Origin of the sequence: Rhodobacter sp. JA431 (genome assembly GCF_900217725.1) — a bacterium.
Taxonomy (GTDB): domain Bacteria; phylum Pseudomonadota; class Alphaproteobacteria; order Rhodobacterales; family Rhodobacteraceae; genus Rhodobacter; species Rhodobacter aestuarii.
In genome coordinates, this window is record NZ_OBMP01000001.1 from 519,600 (window position 1) to 543,113 (window position 23,514).

Annotated in this window: 22 protein-coding genes, 1 tRNA gene and 1 other RNA gene; 17 read left to right on the forward strand and 7 right to left on the reverse strand. The window is 61.5% G+C overall.

Features of this window, described 5'->3' with window-relative positions; genetic code table 11:
• Both CRO18_RS02185 and CRO18_RS02190 read left to right on the forward strand, forming a co-directional pair.
• Positions 1-1,308 carry an FAD-binding oxidoreductase gene (locus CRO18_RS02185; protein ID WP_097080898.1) on the forward strand — a complete coding sequence of 436 codons (1,308 nt, stop codon included), beginning with the start codon at positions 1-3 and terminating at the stop codon, positions 1,306-1,308.
• Between the two features lie 92 nt (positions 1,309-1,400).
• Complete coding sequence (locus tag CRO18_RS02190; protein WP_097080899.1) at positions 1,401-2,585, forward strand: DegT/DnrJ/EryC1/StrS aminotransferase family protein; 1,185 nt, start codon at positions 1,401-1,403, stop codon at positions 2,583-2,585.
• 34 nt (positions 2,586-2,619) lie between these two features.
• On the opposite strand, the gene CRO18_RS02195 is transcribed toward CRO18_RS02190, so the two are convergent.
• Both CRO18_RS02195 and rlmB read right to left on the reverse strand, forming a co-directional pair.
• Positions 2,620-3,039: a CoA-binding protein gene (locus CRO18_RS02195; protein ID WP_097080900.1), complete on the reverse strand. Its 420-nt coding sequence runs from the start codon at positions 3,037-3,039 to the stop codon at positions 2,620-2,622.
• Positions 3,040-3,225: 186 nt separating this feature from the next.
• Positions 3,226-4,011 carry a 23S rRNA (guanosine(2251)-2'-O)-methyltransferase RlmB gene (gene rlmB, locus CRO18_RS02200; RefSeq protein WP_097080901.1) on the reverse strand — a complete coding sequence of 262 codons (786 nt, stop codon included), beginning with the start codon at positions 4,009-4,011 and terminating at the stop codon, positions 3,226-3,228.
• A gap of 110 nt (positions 4,012-4,121) precedes the next feature.
• On the opposite strand from rlmB, the gene CRO18_RS18755 reads away from it, so the two are divergent.
• A tRNA-Tyr gene (locus tag CRO18_RS18755) sits at positions 4,122-4,205 on the forward strand.
• 57 nt (positions 4,206-4,262) lie between these two features.
• Here CRO18_RS18755 and CRO18_RS02205 read toward each other — a convergent pair.
• The gene (locus tag CRO18_RS02205) at positions 4,263-4,676 is read right to left on the reverse strand and encodes a hypothetical protein (protein ID WP_249275968.1); all 414 of its coding nucleotides are present in this window, start codon (positions 4,674-4,676) and stop codon (positions 4,263-4,265) included.
• An 81-nt stretch (positions 4,677-4,757) separates the two neighbouring features.
• On the opposite strand from CRO18_RS02205, the gene CRO18_RS02210 reads away from it, so the two are divergent.
• Positions 4,758-5,753 carry a hypothetical protein gene (locus CRO18_RS02210; RefSeq protein WP_097081097.1) on the forward strand — a complete coding sequence of 332 codons (996 nt, stop codon included), beginning with the start codon at positions 4,758-4,760 and terminating at the stop codon, positions 5,751-5,753.
• Positions 5,754-5,771: 18 nt separating this feature from the next.
• Here the strand turns inward: CRO18_RS02210 and CRO18_RS02215 are convergent, their stop codons facing one another.
• Positions 5,772-6,398, reverse strand: coding sequence for an outer membrane protein (locus CRO18_RS02215; RefSeq protein ID WP_170952531.1), 627 nt, complete (start codon positions 6,396-6,398; stop codon positions 5,772-5,774).
• 199 nt (positions 6,399-6,597) lie between these two features.
• On the opposite strand from CRO18_RS02215, the gene CRO18_RS02220 reads away from it, so the two are divergent.
• From CRO18_RS02220 to fumC, 11 genes are all read left to right on the forward strand, one after another.
• Positions 6,598-7,881: an O-acetylhomoserine aminocarboxypropyltransferase/cysteine synthase family protein gene (locus CRO18_RS02220; protein ID WP_170952532.1), complete on the forward strand. Its 1,284-nt coding sequence runs from the start codon at positions 6,598-6,600 to the stop codon at positions 7,879-7,881.
• Between the two features lie 166 nt (positions 7,882-8,047).
• Positions 8,048-11,605: a hypothetical protein gene (locus CRO18_RS02225; RefSeq protein ID WP_097080903.1), complete on the forward strand. Its 3,558-nt coding sequence runs from the start codon at positions 8,048-8,050 to the stop codon at positions 11,603-11,605.
• Positions 11,606-11,777: 172 nt separating this feature from the next.
• Positions 11,778-13,664: a cation:proton antiporter gene (locus CRO18_RS02230; protein WP_097080904.1), complete on the forward strand. Its 1,887-nt coding sequence runs from the start codon at positions 11,778-11,780 to the stop codon at positions 13,662-13,664.
• A 183-nt stretch (positions 13,665-13,847) separates the two neighbouring features.
• Positions 13,848-15,515 (forward strand): alpha/beta fold hydrolase, encoded by a 1,668-nt coding sequence (locus CRO18_RS02235; protein WP_097080905.1) that lies wholly within the window; start codon positions 13,848-13,850, stop codon positions 15,513-15,515.
• A 194-nt stretch (positions 15,516-15,709) separates the two neighbouring features.
• Positions 15,710-16,183, forward strand: coding sequence for a YbhB/YbcL family Raf kinase inhibitor-like protein (locus tag CRO18_RS02240; RefSeq protein WP_076485057.1), 474 nt, complete (start codon positions 15,710-15,712; stop codon positions 16,181-16,183).
• Between the two features lie 130 nt (positions 16,184-16,313).
• Positions 16,314-16,757, forward strand: a complete 444-nt coding sequence (locus tag CRO18_RS02245; RefSeq protein ID WP_076485017.1) for a YaiI/YqxD family protein — start codon at positions 16,314-16,316, stop codon at positions 16,755-16,757.
• A 20-nt stretch (positions 16,758-16,777) separates the two neighbouring features.
• Positions 16,778-17,131: a transfer-messenger RNA gene (gene ssrA, locus CRO18_RS02250) on the forward strand.
• Between the two features lie 111 nt (positions 17,132-17,242).
• Positions 17,243-17,989 (forward strand): phytochelatin synthase family protein, encoded by a 747-nt coding sequence (locus tag CRO18_RS02255; protein ID WP_097080906.1) that lies wholly within the window; start codon positions 17,243-17,245, stop codon positions 17,987-17,989.
• 254 nt (positions 17,990-18,243) lie between these two features.
• Positions 18,244-18,711 carry an SspB family protein gene (locus tag CRO18_RS02260; RefSeq protein ID WP_076485019.1) on the forward strand — a complete coding sequence of 156 codons (468 nt, stop codon included), beginning with the start codon at positions 18,244-18,246 and terminating at the stop codon, positions 18,709-18,711.
• Positions 18,712-18,751: 40 nt separating this feature from the next.
• Positions 18,752-19,333 carry a hypothetical protein gene (locus tag CRO18_RS02265; protein WP_097080907.1) on the forward strand — a complete coding sequence of 194 codons (582 nt, stop codon included), beginning with the start codon at positions 18,752-18,754 and terminating at the stop codon, positions 19,331-19,333.
• A gap of 89 nt (positions 19,334-19,422) precedes the next feature.
• The gene (gene fumC, locus CRO18_RS02270; protein WP_097080908.1) at positions 19,423-20,817 is read left to right on the forward strand and encodes a class II fumarate hydratase; all 1,395 of its coding nucleotides are present in this window, start codon (positions 19,423-19,425) and stop codon (positions 20,815-20,817) included.
• A gap of 81 nt (positions 20,818-20,898) precedes the next feature.
• Here the strand turns inward: fumC and CRO18_RS02275 are convergent, their stop codons facing one another.
• Positions 20,899-21,342: a GNAT family N-acetyltransferase gene (locus tag CRO18_RS02275; protein WP_097080909.1), complete on the reverse strand. Its 444-nt coding sequence runs from the start codon at positions 21,340-21,342 to the stop codon at positions 20,899-20,901.
• A 111-nt stretch (positions 21,343-21,453) separates the two neighbouring features.
• On the opposite strand from CRO18_RS02275, the gene CRO18_RS02280 reads away from it, so the two are divergent.
• On the forward strand, positions 21,454-21,639 hold the full coding sequence (locus CRO18_RS02280) for a DUF4169 family protein (protein WP_076485058.1): 186 nt from the start codon (positions 21,454-21,456) through the stop codon (positions 21,637-21,639).
• Positions 21,636-21,854 (forward strand): ribbon-helix-helix domain-containing protein, encoded by a 219-nt coding sequence (locus tag CRO18_RS02285; RefSeq protein WP_076485023.1) that lies wholly within the window; start codon positions 21,636-21,638, stop codon positions 21,852-21,854. The genes CRO18_RS02280 and CRO18_RS02285 overlap by 4 nt, the downstream gene beginning before the upstream one ends.
• Here the strand turns inward: CRO18_RS02285 and CRO18_RS02290 are convergent.
• Complete coding sequence (locus CRO18_RS02290; protein ID WP_097080910.1) at positions 21,836-22,690, reverse strand: 1-acyl-sn-glycerol-3-phosphate acyltransferase; 855 nt, start codon at positions 22,688-22,690, stop codon at positions 21,836-21,838. The two genes, CRO18_RS02285 and CRO18_RS02290, sit on opposite strands and share 19 nt — an antisense overlap.
• Complete coding sequence (locus tag CRO18_RS02295; protein WP_097080911.1) at positions 22,687-23,472, reverse strand: GNAT family N-acetyltransferase; 786 nt, start codon at positions 23,470-23,472, stop codon at positions 22,687-22,689. Before CRO18_RS02295 ends, CRO18_RS02290 begins: the two co-directional genes overlap by 4 nt.
• Positions 23,473-23,514: the final 42 nt, after the last annotated feature.

The window sequence follows — 23,514 nt, forward strand, 5'->3', positions numbered from 1 at the left end:
ATGAACCTGCTCTTCGCCAATGACCGCGCCGGGCAATATCCGGCAAGTTTCTATGCCGAAACCCGTGATCCGGCCCCTGAACGCCCCAGCTTGAAAGGCGAAACCCGCGCCGATGTTTGCGTGGTGGGAGCAGGCTACACCGGGCTTTCCGCCGCTTTGCATTTGGCGCGGGCGGGTCGGCGTGTCGTGGTGCTTGAGGCGCATCGCGCGGGCTTTGGCGCATCGGGCCGCAATGGCGGGCAAATCGGCTCGGGTCAACGGCTTGATATGGCGACGCTGGAGAAAATGGCGGGGCAAGAGGTTGCCCGGCGGCTTTGGGGCATGGCGGAAGAGGCGAAAGCGCTGACCTATTCTCTGGCCGACGATGCAGGCGTTCCGACCCATCGCGGCATCGCACATACCGGGCGCAAAGTCTCAGAGGTGCGTTGGCTGCATGAAGAGGCCGAGCATCTGGCCAAACACTATGGCTATGACCAGATCGAACCGCTCGACAGGACCGCAACGCAAGCGCTGATCCCCTCCCCCGTCTATATCGGCGGCGATTTGGATCATGGCGCGGGTCATGTGCATCCGCTTAACCTTTGCCTCGGGGTCGCACGCTTGGCCGAGGCGGCGGGGGCAGTGATTTATGAAAATACGCCCGTCACAAACATTATCCACGGCGCGACGGCCAACACCCCAAGCAGGGTCGAAACCGCACAGGGCCATGTGATCGCCGATCAGGTGATCTTGGCCGCGAATGGTTACCTTGACCGGTTAGAGCCCAAAATCGCCGCGCGGGTGATGCCGATCAACAATTACATCGTCGCCACTGAACCCTTGGGGGCGCGCGCGAAAGAGGTCTTTACCCTCGATATCGCCGCGCATGATCTCAAATTCGTCGTCAATTACTGGCGACTCCATGACGACCGGTTGATCTTTGGCGGCGGCGAAACGGTCAGCTACCGCTTCCCGCGCGATATTGCCGCCAAGGTTCGCAAACCGCTGGAAGAGATTTACCCGCAACTGAAGGGTGTCAAAATCACCCATGCTTGGGGCGGCACGCTGGCGATCACCGTCAACCGGATGCCCTGCTTTCATCGCCCCGCGCCCAATTGCCTCTCGGCCTCGGGCTATTCTGGGCATGGCGTGGCGCTGGCGCTCCATGCGGGCAAGCTGATGGCCGAAGCAATCACCGCAACCGGTGACGGGTTTGACGTGATGGCCCGTCTGCCCCAGCCCGCTTTCCCCGGCGGCGGCGCTTTGCGTTGGCCGCTTTTGGTCGCTGGAATGAGCTGGTTTTCGCTGCGCGACAAGATCGGGTTTTAAGCGGCTTCTGGCCGCGTCGTCAAACTTTCACTTGGCCCGAAGCGGCGCAGCTTTTAAAGCTTTTCCGAATGTCACATTCAGGAAAGCTGAACATGCCGCGTGATGGATTGACCGCCCCAAACTGCTACGACGCCGAACCGATCCCCGAAGCCGCCCGCGCCGAGATCGAACGGTTGCTCGCAAGCGGAGACCTGTTCCGCTACACCTCTGACAATGCGCCGGTGGCGAAGCTTGAGGCCGAATTCGCCGAATTGATGGGGGTGCGCTACGCGGTTTGCGTCGCCTCCTGCTCCGCCGCGCTGTTCCTGTCGCTCAAGGCGCTGGATCTGCCGCGCGGCGCGCGGGTGCTCGTGCCGGCCTTCACCTTTGCCGCTGTGCCCTCGGCCATTGTGCACGCTGATTGTGTGCCCGTGCTGGTCGAAGTGGGCGAAAACTTCCGCATTGATCTGGAGGATTTCCGCGCCAAGTTTGACGACACGATCGACGCGGTGATGATCTCTCACATGCGCGGCCATACCTCGGATATGGATGCAATCATGGAACTGGCCAATGCCGCGGGCGTGCCGGTGATCGAAGATGCCGCGCATAGCCTTGGCACGCTTTGGCATGGCGAGAAAATCGGCACGATTGGCAAAATCGGCTGCTTCAGCTTCCAAAGCTATAAGCTGGTGAACGCGGGCGAAGGCGGCGTTTTGGTGACCGACGACCCGGAACTGGCCGCGCGCGCGATTATCATGTCGGGCGCTTATGAGCATAACTGGAAGAAACATCCGGGGCTGCAAAACAGCTTTGTGCATTGGCAAAACAAGCTGCCGCTTTACAACACGCGGATGCAAAACCTCTCTGCTGCCGTGATCCGCCCGCAATTGGGTGAAGTGGCGCGGCGCGTGCGCGATGGGTTGGCAAACCACGATTATGTCGCCGCGAAACTCAATGAGAGCCCGTGGCTTGATGTGCCGCCGCCGCTTGGTCCCGAAACCCGCGCGCCCGATAGCCTGCAATTCAACCTTGTGGGCGAATGGACCGATGCCGAAGCGCGCCAGTTGCAAGACGAAACCAAAACCCGCGGCGTGGGCGTTTCGGTCTTTGGGCTCTCGCAAGACAATGCGCGTGCCTATTGGAACTGGCAATTTTTGGGCGATCTGCCCGATCTGCCGAAAACCCGTGCAATGCTGATGCGCGCTTGCGACACGCGCCTGCCCGCACGGCTCACCCGCCCCGAGCTTGATTTTATCGCCGATGCGATTGTCGAGGCGGCGGCGGTCGTCAAAGGCTGATCCGGTAAGGGGGGCAACGCCCCCCTGCGCCACGTTAGAGCCCAAGACGCGGCATCTCAATTTTGGGGCAACGGTCCATCACCACGCGCTTGCCAACCGCGCGCGCGGCCTCTGCCGCCGCGTCATGCACAACGCCCAACTGCATCCAAATGGTCTTCACCTCGGTCCGCGCGGTCAAAACCTGCTCGACAATCCCCGGCACAGCCTCCGGCGCACGAAAAATATCGACCATATCCACCGCAATCTCGTGTGGAATCGCGGTGAGATCGGCGTAGACCAATTCCCCAAGCTGCATTTGCCCCGCCAGCCCCGGATTGACGGGAATCACCCGGTAGCCCCGGCTTTGCAGCCAAGCGGCCACCTCATGCGAGGGGCGATTGGGGTTGGCCGAAAAGCCAATGACAGCGATCACCTTGGTTTCTTGAAAGATTTCGCGCAGATCGGCGTCATTCATGGTCGTTTTCCTTGGCCAAAGAAAAAACGCCCGAACCACTAAGGGTCCGGGCGCGAAAGTGCGGAACGAGGGACAGTGACGTCAGCGCGGCGGTTCCTAGCCGCGCCTCACCATCCAGACATAGGTATGTAAAAGGCGTGTTAAAGGGTCGCAGGGCAAGAAAAGGCTCCAATCGCCCTTTCGTGATCACGCCCTTTGCGCCGCCGCATAAAGCGAAATCGCCGCTGCGTTTGACACGTTGAGCGAGCCGAAGTCGGTGGCAAAGGGGATGCGCACCAGCATATCGCAGGTTTCACGGGTCTTTTCGCGCAGCCCCGGGCCCTCGGCGCCAAGCACCAAGCCAATCGGTCGCGTGCCTGCCTGTGCCAGCCCCTCGGCCAAGCTCATCTCAGCCTCGCCTGCCAGCCCCAAAAGCACATAGCCCATATCTTGCAACTCGCGCATCGCATCGGCCAAATTCACCACCCGCAAATAGGGCTGGCGTTCCAGCGCGCCCGAGGCGGTTTTGGCCAAAGCCCCGGTTTCGGGGGCGGAATGGCGATGCGGCGCCACAACCGCGCGCGCGCCAAACACCTCGGCCGAGCGCAAAATCGCGCCCACGTTATGCGGGTCGGTGACACGATCAAGCAACACAACGAGCGGCGCACCAGCCCCTTGCAGCGCGACATCGCCCAATTTACCCCAATCAAGCGGTTTGACCTCCAGCGCTGCGCCTTGGTGCACCTGATCGGGCCCGAGCGGCACATGCGTATCAAACTTGCGCGGATCAACGATTTCGGGCTCAAGCCCCCCCGCAGCAATCGCTTCGCCGAGCTTGTCAGAGGCGTTCTTGGTCAAGACAAGCCGCAGTTTTTCACGGGCCGGGTTCATCAGCGCATCGCGCACCGCATGCAAACCAAACAGCCACAGCGTTTCCGCAGCCGCCGCGCGCTTGGCACGTTCTTTATCGATCACCCAAGACGGTTTCTTCATCGCATGCTCCCGTTTCGCCCCTCTGTGCGCTGCCTGCGCCCTTTTGGCAAGGGGGGCGCGAAAAACCCGCTTGACGCCCCCCGGCCCCTTCGCTACACCCCGCCCTCGTCGGGTGACGAGCTGCAAGGTGCGGCAGCGGACTGTAACTCCGCCGGGGAGACCCACGCCTGGTTCGATTCCAGGGTCACCCACCACTTCCCCTCGGGAAGGGTGCGAAAGCGGAGCCGCAAGGCTCCGTTTTTCGTTTGGGCCTAGCGCATCAAAATCTGCGGGCGGGCAAAGATCGCCTCTTCTTCCGTACCATCATCATACAGGAGCCGCAGCCGGATGTTTTGCACCGAACCAAGCGGCTGCGTGATGTAGATCGCATCGGTCTCAATCGCATTGGGCGCGGGCGTGCCCTCATGGCACATTTCCATGAAAAATGGCGTCGTGGGCGGGGCGTCATTCAGCCCATAAAAGATCTGGCTCAAGCCGCAGCGCCAACTGAGCAGCTGCGTGAAATAGACCAAATCTTGCCCGTCATATTCGCGTACCGCGACCCATTGCGCCTTGGTCGCGGCCAAAATCGGGCGCACCTCGGCGGCAGTGGTGAATTGCTGGGCATGAGCCGCGCCTGCCAGCGTCAAACCGCCCATCAGCGCCGTCAAAAGGATCTTTCGCATCGCTTCCCCCATCGCATGGCTTTCACGCTGCGCCAAAACCTCTTATGTCTTGAAGAAAATATGAGGCGCAGCCGGAACATCATGGCAAGGAAATCGGGCACCGGTCCATCCCCCAATGTCTTCTTCGTCGTGCAGGCGGGGCGGCTTGAATATGAAGCGGTGATTTTCACCGCTAGCTTCCGCGCCGCAAATCCGGACTTCAAGGGCCGGTTGCTGGCGATGGAGCCCACCGGCGCGCGCTGGTCCCGCCCGGTGAAAATCTCTGATCCGGTGCGCGCGTTTCTGACAGAAAACGGCGTGGAAATCCTGCCGTTTGAAAACCGCCACTTCGGCGAAAGCTACCCGCACGGCAATAAGATCGAAGCGATGGCCGCGCTGCCGGAAGGGCCCTTCGTCTTCTTTGATACCGACACGGTTTTCCTAGGCCCGCTTTCTTCGGTGGGGTTTGATTTCAACCGCCCTGCCGCCTCGATGCGGCGTGAAGGCACTTGGCCCGAGCCGCCACTTTACAAGGTCGGCTACAGGGAGATTTGGAAGAGCCTTTACGATAAGTTCGACCTCGACTTTGAAAGCTCGCTCGACCTCAGCCAGCCCGATGAATATTGGCGGCGCTATCTTTACTTCAATGCAGGCTGGTTCTTTGGCGCCGATGCGCCAAGCTTTGGCAAGCGGTTCTTACATTACGCCCATGCGATCCGCTGGGACACACCCGAAGAATTGGCCAGCCAATCGCTTGACCCGTGGCTCGATCAGGTGGCTTTGCCCTTGGTGATCCATTCCTTTGGCGGCGGGCGTCCGGGGCCGGAACTTGATGGGCTCGATGGTGCGGTGAGTTGCCATTACCGCGCCTTACCGCTGCTTTATGCGCGTGAAAGCGATGCTGCCGTGGCCGCGCTGGAAGCGGCGGTGATGCCGCAAAAGGTGAAAAAGATCTTGCGACTGCACGAGCCCGCCAAGAAGCTGATCTACCAAGGCAAGGGCATGAAACTTCGGGCTAAATTTGACCGCGATGACCTGCCAAAACGCGAGCAGGTGATCCGCAACACGATCAAACGCGCGGGGCTTTGGCTGCGCTAAGCCCCGCGCTGTCTCTGCTTAGAACTGATAGGTCAGGCCCAAGCGAATTTCGGGCCGCGGATCAGCAGCATATTCCCAAGCGATAGGGGCCCCCGGCGGCACGAAGCTGAACGTGTCATAATCGGTGCTGCGCAGCTCGCCGCGCAAGCGCAGATGCTGGTCAAAGGCATGTTCCACCCCAAGACCAAGATAGCTCGCTTTAAACGTATGCGCGACTTGCGTGGTGTTGACCTGCCACGCGCCCTTGGACCATTGCCGACCCACGGTGACGTAATAAAGATTGCGCGCCTTCGCATAGCCCATCCGCAGACCGAGTTCCGCCGCTTGGTTCATGTCCGTCGCATCTAGGGCTAAGGCAATGCCATTGTCATTGCCGCGCATGTCGCGGGTGAAAAGCCCGACCTCAACCCCATAGACAAAGGCACCGCGCTGCCAGTTATACCCACCGATCATCCCCAAAGAGGTGCCACTCACGTCCCATTCGCTGGTTACCTCCCCTGTGTGGAAAACCCGATCAAACGCGGCCCGATCATGCGAGATTTCCGCGCCAAGATAGGCGCCCTGCCAAGAAACCTGCGCTGCCTCTTGCGCCTGCACTTGCGTGCCCACCACCAGTGCTGCCAGCACTGCCATAACTTTTTTCATCATCGCCTCTAAATCTGTTTTCTGTAACCGCACGCCGCCAAACGCGCCGCGAAATCGTTCTAAAAACCGCGGCGGTCTTAACGAATGAAGGCGCAAAAGGCCAGAGCCGCACCAGGACGTGAGCGGGCTCAATCCCGAATACCGTTGCCGCCCGAAACGGTCGCCGATAGGTTGCGCACAGTCACTTACGGAGACCCTGATGACCGATCATCGTTTCGACACGCTGCAAATCCACGCCGGGGCCGCGCCTGACCCAGCCACTGGCGCGTTGCAGACGCCGATCTACCAAACCACGGCCTATGCTTTCAAAGACGCCGACCACGCGGCGCGTTTGTTCAACCTTGAAGAGGTGGGCTATATCTATTCGCGCCTGACGAACCCCACCGTTTCAGCACTCGCTTCGCGCGTGGCCGCGCTGGAAGGTGGCGCGGGGGCGGTGTGCTGTTCCTCTGGCCATGCGGCGCAGATCATGGCGCTTTTCCCGCTGATGGGGCCGGGGCTGAACATCATCGCCTCGACGCGCCTTTACGGCGGTACGATCACCCAATTTAGCCAAACCATCAAACGCTTTGGCTGGTCGTGCACCTTTGTCGATTTTGATGATCTGGCAGCGCTTGAAGCGGCGGTGGATGAAAACACCCGCGCGATCTTCTGCGAATCGATCTCCAACCCCGGCGGCTATGTGACCGACCTGCCCGCGGTTGCGGCGGTGGCAGATAAAGTGGGCCTGCCGCTCATCGTTGATAACACGCTGGCCTCCCCCTACCTGTGCCGCCCGATTGAACATGGCGCGACGCTCGTGGTGCATTCGGCCACGAAATACATGACCGGCAATGGCACCGTGACCGGCGGTGTGGTGATTGATTCGGGCAAGTTTGATTGGTCGGCGAGCGACAAATTCCCGAGCCTTTCGGCCCCGGAACCGGCCTATCACGGGCTCAAATTCCACGAAGCGCTTGGGCCGATGGCCTTCACCTTCCACTCCATCGCTGTGGGTCTGCGCGATCTGGGCATGACGATGAACCCGCAAGGCGCGCATTACACGCTGATGGGGCTCGAAACGCTCAGCCTGCGGATGGAAAAGCACGTCGCCAATGCCAAAGCCGTGGCCGAGTGGCTCGAAAACGATCCGCGGATCGAATTTGTCACCTATGCGGGCCTTGAAAGCTCGCCTTGGCATGAGCGCGCCACCCGGCTTTGCCCGCTGGGGGCGGGTGCACTGTTCACCGTGGCGGTGAAAGGTGGCTACGAGGCTTGCGTGAAATTTGTCAACAATCTCAAGCTTTTCAGTCATGTGGCCAACCTTGGCGATGCGCGTTCGCTGATCATCCATTCGGCCTCGACCACGCACCGCCAATTGACCGAAGAGCAGCAAGTCAAAGCAGGCGCCGCCCCCAATGTGGTGCGCCTGTCTATCGGCATTGAAAACGCCGCTGATCTGATTGCCGATCTGGACCAAGCGCTGAGCGCCGCAACGGCCTGAACAAAATCGCCCGAAACCGTTTCCGCGCGGTTTCGGGCGCGATTTGGCGCCGGTGCGCTGATCACGAACCGGTGGGCGGCTTTTCATATGCGGTTTTCTGCTTTACCAAAGGGGACCGAGCTATAGCCGATTTCGACGCCTCTTTGTGATGTGGTAAGCCCCGCGGATGAAACCGAACTTCGCCCTAAATCTTTCGCATGATGGCATTGGCCTATTGTTCCGGGCACGGTCCGGTTGGGAACTGCTCGGCGAAGTGGCGCTGGACGCCGAAGATTTCAATGACCAACTCAGCGCGCTGCGTCGTGAAGCCAAAGCGCGGGCGGGCAACAAGGCGGTGACGACGAAGCTTGTCATTCCTGCTTCGCAAATCCTCTACACAGAGATCACCGCCCCCGGCCCCCATGCCGCAACCCGACGCAAAGAGATTGCCGCCGCGCTAGAGGGGCTGACCCCCTATGCTGTTGAAGATCTGGTCTTTGACTGGTCGGGCCATGGCGACGTGGTGCAAGTCGCTGTGGTTGCGCGCGAAACTTTGGCCGAGGCAGAGGCGTTCGCGGAAGATCGCGGTTTCGCCCCGGTAAGCTTTGTGGCCATTCCAGAAGCCGGGCAATTCGCGGGGGAACCGTGGTTCGGCCCGACATCGGTCGCGCCTGCGCATCTGTCTGCGGGCGCTCGGATTGAACGGGATCAAGACCCGCTGCCGTTTGCTGCGCTTCTCGCTGCGGCCCGCGCCAATGCGGCACCCGAAGCGGTCGCGGTACCCTCCGTCGAAGAAAGCGCAAGCGACGCGGTTGAACCTGCGGAAGACATGATCGCCGCAAGCGCAGAAGCGTTTGACGAAGGGCCCTCCCCCGAGCCGCAAGAAACGCCGGAGGCAGAGGCCGACACGCCGGAACCAGAGGCGGATGTTGCTCCGGTCGACGACGCCGATCCCGAACCGGAATCGGAGCCCGAAGAACCGCAGGACGCCCCCCCAGAGGAAGCCGAGGGCGCGGATACACTTCCCCCTGACGCGCCAGAAGGCATTGCGAAAGCGGATGATGGTTCCGAACTGCAGGACCTCGCTCCGGAAGAGCCTTTTGAGATAACCGAGGGCGAAACAGCGCCGATCGAAGAGGCTGCGCCCGACACGGACGCAGACGCGCCAGAGCTTGCCGCAGAACCGGCGCAAGCCCCTGAACCGGAAGGGGCCCTACCCGACGAGCAGGCCATTGCCGAAGAGGCCGCTCCCGAGACCACAGAGCCGGAACTGACAGAAGAACCGTCGGCCCCCCGGCCGGAACCGGCCCCGGACGCGGAAACAGTTGATCTTTCACAACTTGATCTCTCGACACTCGATTGGTCGAAAGTGGTCCCGCAAACGGATATCGCCCCGGACGCGCCTTTGGATGCGGCGGCGACCGATAGCGCAGCCGAAGATGGCTTAAGGGCGGAAACCGCCGAGGAAGCGTCCGCCCCGGAAGTCGTGGAAGACACGGTTGCGCCCGACGCACCGACCGCTTCCACCCCGATTGAAGATACCGAACCACAAGAGGCAGGCAAGTCAACAGACACGCCGCCGCTTGCGCCGGTGCTTGACGCTTTGGAAACGCAAGAGCCCACCCTCAAACCCATGCGGGCGCAACCGCGTCCGCAGCCGCGCGACACACTCGATTCGATCGTTGCGGATATTGGCCCTGCGCCGCAGCCGCCGGGGCCGAAAGCGCCTGCCGCTGTGCCGACTGCGCCACGCCCCACAGCCACCAAATCGGCCCCCGCGAAGCCGCCGATTTCGCGGGCGCTCAGCGGTGCGACCGGACGCGAGGATGGCGCAAGACCTCCGGTTTTGGGGCCGCTCACTCCGCGCGCGCCGCAAGACAAAGCGATGGGCAAGGCTGGGGTCACCGCGCCGGGCCTGTCTTTGCCATGGGAAGAAGATCGCACCACTGGCCCCGGCACCGGGGAAAAGCTGCGCAAAGTGGCCGGCAAGGTCGCTGATGCTGGCCTGCGCACTGCCGCGCTTGGTGGGGCCGCGCTTAGCAGTGGTGCGGGCAAGGCTTTGGCGCGCGGCAAAGCGCTGGCCGAAGCGCGCAGCAATCGCCCACGCGTCGAGATCAAACCGAGCCAGAACCCCGAGGGCATTGACCCAGAAAAGACCGTTTTTGGTGGCCCGAAACCGCCGCAAGTCGGTGGCAAGCCGAAATATCTGGGCGTGACCCTGATGGCCGGGCTGATTGGCGTGATGGCGCTGGCAGCGCTCTGGTCAAGCTATCTTGGCAGCGATGCGCCCGAGACACCGGCCGAACCCGAGGTGACCGTTGCAACGCCCGCCCCCACCGAACCCGCGCCGGATGCGGCGCCGATGACGGTTGAAGAAGCGCGCACGCAAATTGCCGAAATCGAAGCGCAGGCAGAGGTGGCGCCCGCACCGGTTGAAGATCCGCCAGCCGTGGAAGAGACGCCGGAGGCCGAGCCCGAGCAAGTGGCGAGCGTCGAACCAGAGATCGTCGCGCCCCCCGCAGAAACAGCCCCGCCGGAAGAACCGGCCGCAGCCGTCGTCGCGGAGGAGCCTGCCCCCGAAGTGGCGGCCCCCGCCGAACCGATTGAAAGTGCGCTTTCCTCCTCTGGCACGGTTGTGCCCGGGCTGGAACCGCTCGCTCCGCTGGGCTCGCAAGCTGCTCCGCTGCACAGCGCCTTGGCGACCGCGCTGCCGCCGATTGAACCAGAACCGACAGAACCCACGCCCGTTGCGCCCGAAGCCCCTGCGATGGCCGAGGCGAGCTCCGAGCTTGTGCCAACGCCGGAAGGCACTCCCGCGCCGGGCGGCTTCACGCTTTACTCCGGCAAGCCGCCACGGGTGTCGCGCCCGCGCCCGGCCTCGGTGACCGCGGCGGTGGAGGCTGCGCGCGCCGCCGAACAGCGCCGCCTGCAAGCGATGGAACGTATTCGCCCGAAAGCGCGCCCTGAGGCCGTGGTCCGCGCCGCGCAAGCCGCGCAACCAGAACCCGCAGCAGCCCCCGCGCCCACGACCGAGGCACCGGAACCTGTTCCCGAGCCTGAACCAAGCCCCGCACCTCAGCCCGAAGCCAACCCCGGCCAACAGGGCACGCTGATTGGGCCAAGCCCACGGCTCAGCACGGCACAAGCCGCCATTGTGATGAAAGCGCAACCCAAGCCGCGCCCAGACTCGGTTGTGCAGCTTGCCGCAGCAGCGCGTGCCCCTGCGGAACCGGAAGAGATCGCGGCAGCGGAACCCTTCCCCAATGCCTCGGAAACCGCCTTGGCCGTATCGCGCCGCCCGCAGGCGCGTCCGCGCAACTTCAGCGCTGCAGTGGAGCGGGCCTTGGCCGCGGCAATTGCCGCCGAGCCCCCGCAACAGACCGCAGCCGCCGCACCGCCCCGCACCTCTCCCTCTCCGCCGCCCGCGCCGACGCGCATCCCCGGCCCCGAGGAAGTTGACGAACCGGAGCCCACCCGCGCCGCGCCACGCGTGCCGACCTCTGCCTCGGTTGCCAAGCAGGCGACGCAGCGCAATGCGCTCAATCTCGGCGAGGTCAGCCTGATCGGCCTTTACGGCACACAACGCAACCGCAGCGCGCTGGTCCGGATGCCAAACGGGCGATTTTACAAGGTCAAAGTCGGCGATCGGCTTGATGGCGGCAAGGTGGTCGCAATTGGGGATAGCCAGCTCAGCTACCAAAAGGGCAACCGGACTTTGGTGCTCAAACTGCTGCGGGGCGGCTAAGCGGCCCCCTCACACCATCGGGCCGACTCAATGCGTTGTGATCTAACGCATTATCTGAAGCCTTTGTCCTTGTTCCGTCACCGCTTTGCGCTACGCTAGGGGTATTCTCGCGTTTCCGCCCTGCCGCAGCTGCCCGGAATAAGCCGTTGGCGGGCCTCAAAGACAAGTCCCGATGGAAAACTTCCTTTTACAGGCCACACTTTACCTGACAGCCATGGTGGTGGCCGTTCCCCTTGCCACGCGGCTCGGCCTTGGCTCGGTGCTGGGCTATTTGCTGGCCGGGATCATCATCGGACCCATCTTTGGCTTTGTCGCAGACGAGGCCCATGACCTGCAGCATTTCGCCGAGTTTGGTGTGGTGATGATGCTGTTCCTGATCGGGCTTGAGATGAACCCGCGCGCGCTTTGGTCGATGCGTGACAAGCTGATCGGGCTGGGCGGCTTACAGCTTTTAATCACGATTGCGGCGGTTGCGGCGGTCGCGCTGGCCGTTGGCCAACCGCCGCGCGCGGCCATCGCCCTTGGTGGGATCTTGGCCCTGTCTTCGACCGCCATCGTGATGCAAACGCTCAACGAAAAACGATTGATGCAAACGGCAGGCGGGCGCTCTGGCTTTGCGGTGCTGCTGATGCAAGACATTGCCGTAATCCCAATGCTAGCGCTGCTGCCGCTTTTGGCGTTGCCCGGCGCGCGGGAATTGGCGCGGGGCGATATGGCGGGGCACAGCTTCGCCGCGCAATGGCTTGATGCCTTGCCCGCGTGGGGCATGACCCTGATCACTTTTGGCGCCGTCGGGCTGATTGTGATGGCCGGGCATTTCCTGATCCAACCGCTGTTTCGCTTTGTTCAAGCCTCCCGCCTGCCGGAGGTGCATACCGCTGTCGCCCTGATGATTGTGGTTGGCATTGCCTCGCTAATGAACCTTGTCGGGCTTTCTCCCGCTTTGGGCACCTTCCTCGCGGGTCTTGTTCTGGCGGACAGTGAGTTCAAGCATGAGCTTGAAGCCAATGTCGAACCCTTCAAGGGCCTGTTGATGGGGCTGTTCTTCATCGCAGTCGGCGCGGGCATCGACCTGAAGGTGTTCTTTGCGGGCCCCTTGAAGATCATTGCCTTGGTGGTGGCCCTTGTGGCGCTGAAATCCGCCATTCTTTATGTTTTGGGGCGGCTTTTTGGCCTGCGCGGTTCGGATCGTTGGCTCTTTGCCTTCGGCCTTGCGCAAGCGGGGGAATTCTCGCTCGTCTTGGTCTCTTTCGCCACGGCACAGCGCATTTTGCCCCCAGCGGTTGCGGAAAAGGTGCTGCTGGTGATCGCGCTGAGTATGCTGATCTCTCCGGTGCTGTTCTTGCTGCATGAGCGGCTTTCGAAACGCGTCGATCCGGGCGTGGGGCCTGACCCGGATACCGTCGACGAACATCACCCGATCATCATCGCCGGGGCGGGCCGATTTGGGCAGGTGGTGAACCGGATGGTGACGATGTCGGGCTTTGCCACCACGGTGATCGATTCCGATTTGCCCACAGTGCAGCGCCTACGCACCTTTGGCTTCAAAGCCTATTACGGGGACCCGACGCGCCCGCAACTGCTTGCCGCTGCAGGGCTTTCAAAAGCGCGGGTGCTTGTGGTGGCGCTTGATGACAAGAAGGCCACTACAGAACTTGTGGCCTATGCCCGCTCAACACGGCCTGATCTGCATATCATCACCCGCGCGCGCGATCGCTACCACGTTTACGACCTTTATGCCGCGGGCGCGAATGACATCGTGCGTGAAATGTTCGACGGCTCTTGCCGCGCAGGCCGCTATGTTTTGGAAAACGTCGGGCTTAGCGCTTATGAGGCGCATGAGCTTGAGCGGATGTTTTGGAAGCTGGATCGGTCTTCGGTGCGCGATCTGGCGGAGGTCTGGCAACCGGGCGTGCCGGTGGAGCGCAACCGCGCCTATGTGGACCGGTTGAAAGAACTCAATGCCGTGTTCGAAAGCCAGATGACCTCCCATATCGCAGAGCGGCGGCGCGGCGACGGGAAAGCCCCGCAAGATGCCGATGTGATCGAAGAAGGTTAACGCCTAAACCCTCGGCACTGCGTCATAAAGTGTCTGTCACTTGACGTTGGGCTTTGGTTGAGACGGCCTTGTTTCGGTTATACTCTAAGTTGGTAATGGCCCGCGATTCTGCCGGCGCCACACCCGCCCCAACAAGGCGAAACAAGCACACGGGACCGATGGACGGTTTCGGAGGGTTTAGAGATGCGCGAGGAAACGTCGGACCGTTGGAGCCGCACGATGCCGCCCGAGCCAATCGGTGGCCCGCTTCCCGATGCGCTGATCGGTGAAATTTATCACACTGCGCTCAACCCCGACCAATATGAGCGGCTTGTCGATATCGGGCTGCAATCGCTTGCGCGGATTGATCATCTTGGGGGGCCACAAGACCCGCAAGGCGCTAGCCGCCACGTTGCGCAGGCGGGCAGCATTTTGGACTCCTCTGGCCCCTACCCGGAAATTGCGCGGCTTTTCACCCTTTACCGGCATCTTCCCGCCCTGCTTCTTTCCTCCACGGGGAAAGTGCTCCATGCAAACCCACGCGCAACAACCTTGCTTGGGGGCGCCAACGAATGGCCGCGCGCGCAGGCGGCAAATGCGATGCTGTCGAATGTTGTGATGCGGCGCATTCCGGTGCGGTTTGAAGAGGCAGAAGATTGCAGCTTCACGGTGCTTTTTGATCGTGCAAGCCAAGCACGGCTCACAGAAGAACTGGCCGAAAGCTTCGATTTGACCGAAGCTGAGGGGGATGTGCTGCGCCTCTCCTTGCAAGGTTTAAGCCGGAAAGAGATCGCACAGCAGCGCCATGTTTCCCCGGAAACGGTGAAAAAGCAAATCGAGCGGATTTTGACGAAAACCGGGGCCGCCTCGCAGCAAGAACTCTCGTTGATGAGTGCCGCGCTTTGGCGCGATATTTCGCTGCCGCCACAACATCTGCCGAAAGCCGCCCCCCCGCAAGCGGCCTATCTGCCCTATTTCTGCGATGAGGTGCAGCTAGAGACCGAAGGCCCCCGGATCACCTATCGTTGCTTTGGCGACCCGCAGGGGGTGCCTGTGCTATTCTTCCATGGGACTTTTGGCTTTTGCCGCTGGCCCGTGGCCGCAGAGCAAGAGGCGAAGCGGCGCGGGCTGAAAGTCATCGTCCCGATCCGCCCGGGCTATGGCAACACCAGTCCCGCGGATGACGCCGAAGTGCCAAACCGCATCTTTGAGGATATCCGCGCGATCTTGATCCAAGAGGGCGCGCGTCAGGTGCCGATTATCACACTGGAAAACGACAGTTTTCTGGGTTTCCTATTCGCCCGCGCCTACCCCGAACGTGTAAGCGGCTTGATCGCCTTTAGCGGGGTGCTGCCCGTCACCCGCAAAGCGCAATACAGCCGCATGGACAAATGGCACCGCTTTGTCGTCGGCACGGCCTATTACACCCCTTCGCTGATCCCCCTTGTTGCGCAGGGCGGATTTCACTTCGCGTCGCGGGTGGGGCGCACGGAATTTGTGCGTCAAGTCTATGCGGGATCACCGCCTGATTTGGCGCTGATGCAAGATCCGGCCGCCCGAGAAGCCATTTTGGATGGCACACGTGTCGCGCTCTCGCCCCGTCACCTTGCTCACAAGGCCTATGCGCAAGAAATGCGTATCTTCGCGCGCGGCGATTGGCGCCCAGCGGTCGAGGCGGCGCGTGACCGGTTCCCGGTGATCTTCATCAACGGCACGACGGACCCAATTGCCCCGCCCGAAACGATTGCCGAGTTCCGCGAAGACTACCCGTGGATCGACTTCGAGCTTTATGAAAACGCTGGCCAATTCGTGTTCTTCAGCCATTGGTCGCGGCTTTTTGCGCGCTTGTCAGAACTTACCGCACGCAACTAAGCGCTGCAGTGCTGTCAATCCCCCAACGGGGGAATGGCACCCGCTGCGCGAGCTGGCTTAGCTTTTGCACACAAGCCTCCTCCCCGGCGGCTTACGCAAACCCATTCAGGAGCTACGCCATGTCTTCCTTTGCGTCGAAATCCGTTTTCAGTGCTTTGTTCGCTTTTTTTTTGACCGCTCCGCTGCACGCGGAAATGTCCCTCACCTCCGCCGACATCGCGCCCGATACCACGATCGGTGATGCTTTCGTCTTCAATGGTTTCGGCTGCACCGGCCCGAACACCTCGCCCGCGCTCGCTTGGGAAGGCGCGCCGGAGGGCACCAACAGCTATATCGTGAACGTTTATGACCCGGATGCGCCGACCGGGTCGGGTTTTTGGCACTGGGCCGTTTTTGACCTGCCCGCTTCGGTGACCGAATTGCCGCAAGGCGCTGCAAGCGCGCTGCCCGAAGGCGCGATGCAAGCCCGCAATGACTATTCCGCCAATGATTGGGGCGGCCCCTGCCCGCCGGAAGGCGACACCCCGCACCGCTACGTGTTCACCGTTTATGCCATGCCGCAAGAAAAGCTCGGCATTGATGAAACGGCCTCTGGCGCTGTGGTGGGCTTCTTTGCCCATACCTCTTCGCTCGACAGCGCCTCCTTTACGGCGACCTACGGGCGCTGATAGCCCCGCGCTCTGATCGCCTAGGCCCCGCAGAAACCGACCCTTCTGCGGGGCCGTTGTTCGGAGCCGTGCTTGACCCCGCTGCCAAAATTCGGGCAGACCGAGGCAAACAAGCAAAAGGCCCCAAAGGATGATCTATGTCGATGCCGATGCCTGCCCGGTGAAAGCCGAAGTGGAGCGCGTGGGAACACGGCTTTCGGTGCCGATGGCGGTCGTGTCTAACGGCGGCATCCGCCCCTCACAAAATCCGCTGGTGCAAACGGTGATCGTGCCACAGGGCCCTGATGAGGCTGACAAATGGATCGCCGAACGTGCGGGCCCCGGCGATGTGGTGATTACCGCCGACATTCCCTTGGCCGCCAAATGCGTGGAAGCAGGCGCGCAAGTGCTTAAGCCCGATGGCGAAGTGCTCGGTCCCGACAATATCGGCAATATTCTCGCGATGCGCGATCTGATGGCCGATCTGCGCTCTGCCAACCCGTTTCTGCAAGGCGGCGGGCGGGGGTTCACCAAAGCCGACAGGTCGCGTTTTCTTGATGCGCTAGACCGCGCGCTGCGCCGCGCGAAGCGCTGATCCACCGATCCCCATCGCCGCCCCTTGCAGCCCGCCGCCGCAGGCCCTAAATTGGGCTTGTTCGGGGTAACTCGGACTATGGGCATAAACGCGCACGAAATAAGCGGATCGGACCCGGGGGCGGTACCCGGCGGCTCCACCAAAATCCCTCGTTGGGGGCACATGGGGCCGAAATAGGATCGACGAACGTGTAAAGGTGATGGCTTTGTCCCGGTGAGCGACCACCGTTATCGGTGCAAATTGTACAGTTGCCAACGACAACCGTGCTCCGGTGGCTCTGGCTGCGTAAGCAGCTCGGGTAACCGAAACTTAAGTCCTTACGCTTAGCCGCTTAAGGCGGGGCTCGCAGGTGCCTGGCAACAGAAACCTGCACTTTTATCAGGCAGTTACCCCATATTTTCGGACAGCTCGCGGGTCGTAACCGCTTTGCGCTTGCGCCTCTATCGGCCCGGTTTCAGTCTCTCTCAGACCCACCGGAGATTACGATGCGATACGTTTTTGCCTTTTCTCTCGCCCTGCTCGCGCTTCCAGCCCTTGCCGAGGAAACACCGCCTCCCAAACTTGGCCCCAATGCCGTGCCGATCACCCTTGATCATGCCTATCTGACCGAGGCGCCCGCGCCCGATTTCTGGGCCTTCTTTCCGTTCGTGAAACCCCAGTTCACCTCTTCGGCCTGCGGCGTCGCCTCGATCACCGCTGCGGTGACCGGGCTTGCGGGCCTGCCCCCGAATGCCGAAGACACGGTGATCCGCCAGCCCGAATTGCTTGAAAAGGTGGGCGATGCGCATTGGAGCGAAATCTCTGCCGAAGAGGGCGACGGGATCAAATTTGACGAACTGAGCCTTTATGCAGGCAAAGCGGCCGAAGCGCTCGGGCTTAAAATAACGATCGACAGCTTCCACCCCGGCGCCCCCGGTGCGATGCCCGAGCCAGAGGCGCTCGCCGAACTCCGCGCGCGCCTTGCCGCCAATGAAGCCTCTGCCGATGATGTGACGATGGTTTATTTCAACCAAGGCGTTGTCACTGGCGATTGGGACGGGCCGCATGTCTCGCTTGTGGGCGCTTATGACGCGTCCCGCGACCGCGTGCTGATTCTTGAGGTCGATCAGGAATGGTATGTCCCGTATTGGACCCCGGTTCCGGTCCTGCTCACCGCCATCACGCGCCCCGCCCCCGAAGATCAGGGGGTGCTTGCCGGCCAAACCGGCGGGCTGGTGCGTCTGTCACGTTGAGAGGCTGCGCAGATCAAAAACAAGCCGCGGCTCCGGGCCATATCGGGGCCGCCCTGATCCAAAGCGCGCGACGCAGCGGCCCGATCCCCCGATCTGACGCGTGAAGCGCCATCAAAAACAGCATCGCGTGGCGCTTGCTGGGAAAGGAATTGCCTTTCGCACAAAAGGGAGCCCAGAGCGCGACTTTCCGCCCCGCTTCCCCCCTTTCCTTGCCCGGCAAATCCCCTATGCTGTGCGCAAAGGAAAGGTCTGACATGACGCGTTCGATTGACTATGGCACTCTTATGCATCGCGCGATGCGCGGCCTCATCCAGACTGTTTTGGGCGAGGTGGCCGAGCATGGCCTACCCGGCGCGCATCACTTCTTCATCACCTTCGACACCCGTGCCGATAAGGTGGATATCGCGGATTGGCTGCGCCAACGTTACCCCGAAGAAATGACCATCGTGATCCAGCATTGGTTTGAAAACCTGCATGTGACCGATGAAGGATTTGGGATCACACTCAATTTCGGCAACCAGCCCGAGCCGCTTTGGATCCCGTTTGATGCGGTCCACACCTTCGTCGACCCCTCAGTTGAATTTGGCCTGCGCTTCGAATCGCAAGACTCCGATGACGACGAGGAAGAGGGAGAAGACGAAGAATTCGAAATCAGCGAAACCGCCGAGGACAAACCCCGGACCGAGGCGGAAGTGGTGAGCCTAGACAAGTTCCGCAAATAGTTTTTTCAAATCAACACCTCAGCAAACAACGGCCTCCCAGATGTTTAGCTTCCTTAAGCCGCAAAAGACCGTCACGGTCACCGCCAACTTGCCCACTTGCCTGACAGATGCCCAACGCGCCGCCCGTTATGACGGCCCGGTGCAAGAGGCGCTTGCCTCTTGGGGCGTGGGCTCGGTCACAGGTGGCACGTCGGTTGGCGAAGCGGCGGGGCGCGTGACGGGCTGCACCGTGACGATGCAGATCAAGGGGCTCGATAAAAAGCTGATGGATCGGCTCGTGCCGCATTTTGAATCGCTTGGTGCGCCGCGTGGGTCCGTTTTCACCGATGACGACGGCAAAGAACTGCGCAGCTTTGGATCGACCCAAGTGCTGGTGCTTGAACTCGACATGGCGGGCCTGCCCGATGCGGTGAAAGCCGAGCATAAAACCGATGAGCTGCTGGAGCGGATCAACCACAAGATCAGTTCGGGCGGGCGCTTCATGGGCCAACGCGACTTTGACAAAACGACTGAGCTTTACTTCCACTGCCGCGCGATCCGCAATGTGGAGGCCGCATTGGCCGAGCTTTTGGCCGACCATCCGCTTTGCGCAGGCGCTCGCGCCTTCCCGCTCGCGGCTTAAGCTGGCCCGTATACCCTCGTATACCAATTGCAAAAATACTCCCGCCGTCCTAGAACGCGCGGGAGTTTTTCGCATCATGGAGGCCCAGGATGACTGCGACCAGAACCGAGACCGATAGTTTCGGCCCGCTTGAAGTTCCCGCCGACAAATATTGGGGCGCGCAAACGCAGCGCTCGATCATGAATTTCCCGATCGGCTGGGAACGTCAGCCGGTGCCGATCATCCGCGCGCTTGGCGTGATCAAAAAAGCCGCCGCGCTCGTGAACAAAGCGCAAGGCGATATGGCGCCCGAGATTGCCGATGCCATCGCCGCCGCTGCGACCGAGGTGATTGAGGGCAAGTTTGACGACAACTTCCCGCTGGTTGTCTGGCAAACCGGCTCGGGCACGCAGTCGAATATGAACGCAAACGAGGTGATCTCGAACCGTGCGATCGAAATGCTCGGCGGCGAGAAGGGCTCGAAAAAGCCCGTCCACCCGAACGACCATTGCAACATGGGGCAATCGTCGAACGACACTTTCCCGACCGCGATGCATGTGGCGATTGCCATGCAAGCGCGCGATGTGCTGCTCCCGGGGCTCGAAAAACTCCATGCCGCGCTGGTCGCGAAATCGGAAGAGTTCAAAGACATCATCAAGATTGGCCGCACGCATACCCAAGATGCGACGCCGCTGACCTTGGGCCAAGAATTCTCGGGCTATGCGAAACAGGTCGAGCGCGGCATTGAGCGCGTGAAACTGGCGCTGCCGCATATCTACGAACTCGCGCAGGGCGGCACCGCCGTTGGCACTGGGCTCAACACCAAAGTGGGTTGGGATACTCGCATTGCCGCGCAAATCGCCGAGATCACCGATCTGCCCTTTGTGACCGCGCCGAACAAATTCGAAGCGCTCGCCGCGCATGATGCGATGGTGTTCTTCTCGGGTGCGCTGAAAACCGTGGCGGCCTCGCTCTTTAAAATCGCCAACGACCTGCGGCTTCTGGGCTCCGGCCCGCGCTCGGGGCTTGGCGAATTGATCTTGCCGGAAAACGAGCCGGGCTCGTCGATCATGCCGGGCAAAGTGAACCCGACCCAAGCCGAAGCGCTGACGATGGTCTGCGCCCATGTCATGGGCAATGACGCGGCGATTGGCTTTGCGGGCAGCCAGGGCCATTTTGAGCTGAACGTCTACAACCCGATGATGAGCTATAACGTGCTGCAATCCATGCAATTGCTCGGCGACTCGGCATCGGCCTTCACCGACAATATGGTGGTTGGCACCCAAGCCAACACTGCGCGCATCGACAAGCTGATGAAAGAAAGCCTGATGCTGGTGACCGCACTTGCGCCGACCATCGGCTATGATGCGGCCACCAAAGTCGCCAAAACCGCGCATAAAAACGGCACCACCCTACGCGAAGAAGCTATCGCGCTTGGCTATGTTGATGGCGAGACTTTCGACAAGATCGTGCGCCCGGAAGATATGATCGGCCCGAAAGGCTGATCCTTGTTACACCGGAATATCGGGCGGCCTTCGGGCCGCCCTTTTTATGCCGGGGAATGGTCTCTGCCCAAGCTTCAACCGCTAGGGCGCGACGGAATAGAGAATGAAGCCCGAGGCCGGGGCATAGCTGTCATAAAGCTTGCGCGCCGCTTCATTGTTCTCTGCGGTCAGCCAGCGTACCGAACTGTAGCCACGGTCGCGCGCAAAGGCTCTTACATGGTCAATCAGCGCGCGCCCTACGCCTTTGCCACGGGCTTGCGGCACGGTGAAAAGGTCACTCAAATAGACCACCATGCCGCCTGACAAAGAGCGGTGCATGAGCGAATATTGCACCAAGCCCAGCGCTTGGCCCGTTTCGTCACGCGCGATATCGGCCCAATAGGGTTCCGTTTCCGACTGGATCCACTCCCAAACCTGCGGCTCTGCCGCGCGGGCCTCTGTTTTGTAAAAATCCGCATAGGCGCGAAACAGCGCCTCCCAATCAGCACGGTCAGCCTCGGTCACGGGGGTAATGGTCAGGGTCATGGCGCACTCCTTTACGCTATGGAACAGCACGCGCGCGGCGGGCACAAGCGCGCAAAGCGGTCATTCCCTGCCCGGATTGCGCAGCCCCGCCGCCCGTGCGATGCTGCGCGCATGGCCGAGATCATCAACCTCAACCGTTTTCGCAAAGCCGCAGCGCGCCAAGAGGCGCGCACGAAGGCCGATGCCAATGCCGCCAAGTTCGGCCGCACCAAGGCGCAGAAGCAACTTGAGGAAGCGCAGGCGCAAAAGGCGCGTGATCTGCTTGATGGCGCGAAGCGCGACGACGACGAGACATGAGCCGCCCGCGCAAACACTCGCTGACCTTGGGCGGGCACCGCACCTCGGTCTCGCTTGAAGATGAGTTCTGGGCGGGCTTCAAGGCGCTGGCCGCACACCGTGGCCTTGGCATCAACGAACTTGCGCGCGAAATAGACGCTGCCCGTGGCCAAGAAACCGGCCTTGCCACCGCAATCCGGCTTGAGGTGCTACGCTTTTACCGCGACAGGGCTTGATCCACGCCTGCGCGCACAGCCACCTCACAGGCCGCCGCAAGTTCTTTGCGCGAGGGGTAATCGGCCACATTCAGTGGATCGTGAAACACCACCTCAATTTCGCCTTGGCGCGGCGCGGCCAGCACTTTGGCCAAATGGGTGGCAAAGGCCATATCCCTCCACCAGCCGTAATAGCGCGGATCTTCGCCCTGGGGCGCATGGTAGATCACGCTGACGGGCTGGATTTGCATCACCCGATCAAGCCCATGCGTATAAAACGCTTGAAACAGCGTGGTTTTAAACGGCAGCACTTGCAGCCCATCGGTCGAAGTGCCCTCGGGGAAGAACAGTAGGTGATGCCCAGCGCGGATACGCGCCTCGAACACCGCTTGCTGCGCCTTGGCTTGGCGGGGGTCACGGCGAATGAAGACGGTGCCAGTGGCCTGTGCCAACCAGCCCACAAAGGGCCAGCGCTCCACCTCCTCTTTGGAGACGAAATAGACCCTTTGGCAGGCATTCAGCGCGAAGATATCAAGCCAAGAGGAATGATTGGCCACCACTGCGCCAATGTGGTGCATTGGCGTGCCGCGCACTTTGTAGCGGATGCCGATGATGGCGATCGTCAGGCGACAGACCACGCGCGTGAGGCTCGGCGTCCAAGGCCGCGCCGCGCCGTGGATTGGCCGCTCGATCAGCCGCAAGAGCAACAGCACAACCAGACCACCGCTCAGCAGCAGGCCAATCGCAAGGCCGCGTAGCCCCAGACGCAACTTATCCGCCGCGCTTTTGGGCGGTTCTACCGGGGGCTCGCCGCCCATCCACAATGGGGTTTGGGGCGCGCGTTTGGGCTGGGTCATCCCCGCCCCTCCGCACGTCGGGTGTAAAACTCGCGGTGTTTTTCTGACATCGCCTTGGTATCCATCAACAAAAGCACATCGGTCGTATTAAATGGGTGGTCCACATAGGCACCCTCCCCCACAAAGCCGCCAAGTCGCAAATAGGCTTTGATGAGGTTGGGCATTTGCCCCATGGCCGCGCGGCGATCCAACTCGGCCATAGGCACCAAATCCATGCGCTGGAAATGCGCGGCTTGCGCACGGGGCCGCAATGCTTCGGGCGCAAGATGGTGGTGGTGCAGCCAAGAAAGCGGCGCGCGCAAGGCCTCAATATCGGTGCCATGGAAGGACGCGACACCGAAGAGAATATCAATCTCATGCGCCAAGACATAATCGGCCAGCGCATTCCACAGCATCAGCATCGCGGCCCCGCCGCGATGGTCAGGATGCACGCAAGAGCGGCCCAGTTCCAAGAGCCGCCGGCCAGAGGCCCGCAACGGCGCCAGATCATATTCGGCATCGCAATAAAACCGCCCCACCTCTGCCGCCCGGTCAGAGCGCAACAGCCGGTAGGCCCCCACAACCCGGTCCAGATCATCGGGGTCTTTGGTCGGGTCGATCAGCATCAGGTGATCGTAAAGGGGATCAAGCTCATCGGCTTCAAGGCGGTTTTCATGGTCGATGAGCGGCCCATCGCCGCCCAATTCCTCCACGAACACCCGATAGCGCAGCCGTTGCGAGGCACGGATGTCGCGTGCATCGCTCGCAAGCCGTGTTTCATAGGCCAGTGCTGCCACTGTCATGGTTCCACCCTGTTTTCTGTTTCCCCCGATGTAGGGGGCCCT

Coding starts and splice junctions, on each gene's coding strand:
- CRO18_RS02275 (WP_097080909.1), bottom strand. CDS start 21,342: ATGACCCTGACCATTACCCCCGTGACCGAGGCTGACCGTGCTGATTGG.
- CRO18_RS02265 (WP_097080907.1), top strand. CDS start 18,752: ATGTTTAGCTTCCTTAAGCCGCAAAAGACCGTCACGGTCACCGCCAAC.
- CRO18_RS02195 (WP_097080900.1), bottom strand. CDS start 3,039: ATGAATGACGCCGATCTGCGCGAAATCTTTCAAGAAACCAAGGTGATC.
- CRO18_RS02185 (WP_097080898.1), top strand. CDS start 1: ATGAACCTGCTCTTCGCCAATGACCGCGCCGGGCAATATCCGGCAAGT.
- CRO18_RS02235 (WP_097080905.1), top strand. CDS start 13,848: ATGCGCGAGGAAACGTCGGACCGTTGGAGCCGCACGATGCCGCCCGAG.
- CRO18_RS02285 (WP_076485023.1), top strand. CDS start 21,636: ATGAGCCGCCCGCGCAAACACTCGCTGACCTTGGGCGGGCACCGCACC.
- CRO18_RS02290 (WP_097080910.1), bottom strand. CDS start 22,690: ATGACCCAGCCCAAACGCGCGCCCCAAACCCCATTGTGGATGGGCGGC.
- CRO18_RS02230 (WP_097080904.1), top strand. CDS start 11,778: ATGGAAAACTTCCTTTTACAGGCCACACTTTACCTGACAGCCATGGTG.
- CRO18_RS02190 (WP_097080899.1), top strand. CDS start 1,401: ATGCCGCGTGATGGATTGACCGCCCCAAACTGCTACGACGCCGAACCG.
- CRO18_RS02210 (WP_097081097.1), top strand. CDS start 4,758: ATGGCAAGGAAATCGGGCACCGGTCCATCCCCCAATGTCTTCTTCGTC.
- fumC (WP_097080908.1), top strand. CDS start 19,423: ATGACTGCGACCAGAACCGAGACCGATAGTTTCGGCCCGCTTGAAGTT.
- CRO18_RS02240 (WP_076485057.1), top strand. CDS start 15,710: ATGTCCCTCACCTCCGCCGACATCGCGCCCGATACCACGATCGGTGAT.
- CRO18_RS02260 (WP_076485019.1), top strand. CDS start 18,244: ATGACGCGTTCGATTGACTATGGCACTCTTATGCATCGCGCGATGCGC.
- CRO18_RS02255 (WP_097080906.1), top strand. CDS start 17,243: ATGCGATACGTTTTTGCCTTTTCTCTCGCCCTGCTCGCGCTTCCAGCC.
- rlmB (WP_097080901.1), bottom strand. CDS start 4,011: ATGAAGAAACCGTCTTGGGTGATCGATAAAGAACGTGCCAAGCGCGCG.
- CRO18_RS02220 (WP_170952532.1), top strand. CDS start 6,598: ATGACCGATCATCGTTTCGACACGCTGCAAATCCACGCCGGGGCCGCG.
- CRO18_RS02280 (WP_076485058.1), top strand. CDS start 21,454: ATGGCCGAGATCATCAACCTCAACCGTTTTCGCAAAGCCGCAGCGCGC.
- CRO18_RS02295 (WP_097080911.1), bottom strand. CDS start 23,472: ATGACAGTGGCAGCACTGGCCTATGAAACACGGCTTGCGAGCGATGCA.
- CRO18_RS02215 (WP_170952531.1), bottom strand. CDS start 6,398: ATGAAAAAAGTTATGGCAGTGCTGGCAGCACTGGTGGTGGGCACGCAA.
- CRO18_RS02205 (WP_249275968.1), bottom strand. CDS start 4,676: ATGCGAAAGATCCTTTTGACGGCGCTGATGGGCGGTTTGACGCTGGCA.
- CRO18_RS02225 (WP_097080903.1), top strand. CDS start 8,048: ATGAAACCGAACTTCGCCCTAAATCTTTCGCATGATGGCATTGGCCTA.
- CRO18_RS02245 (WP_076485017.1), top strand. CDS start 16,314: ATGATCTATGTCGATGCCGATGCCTGCCCGGTGAAAGCCGAAGTGGAG.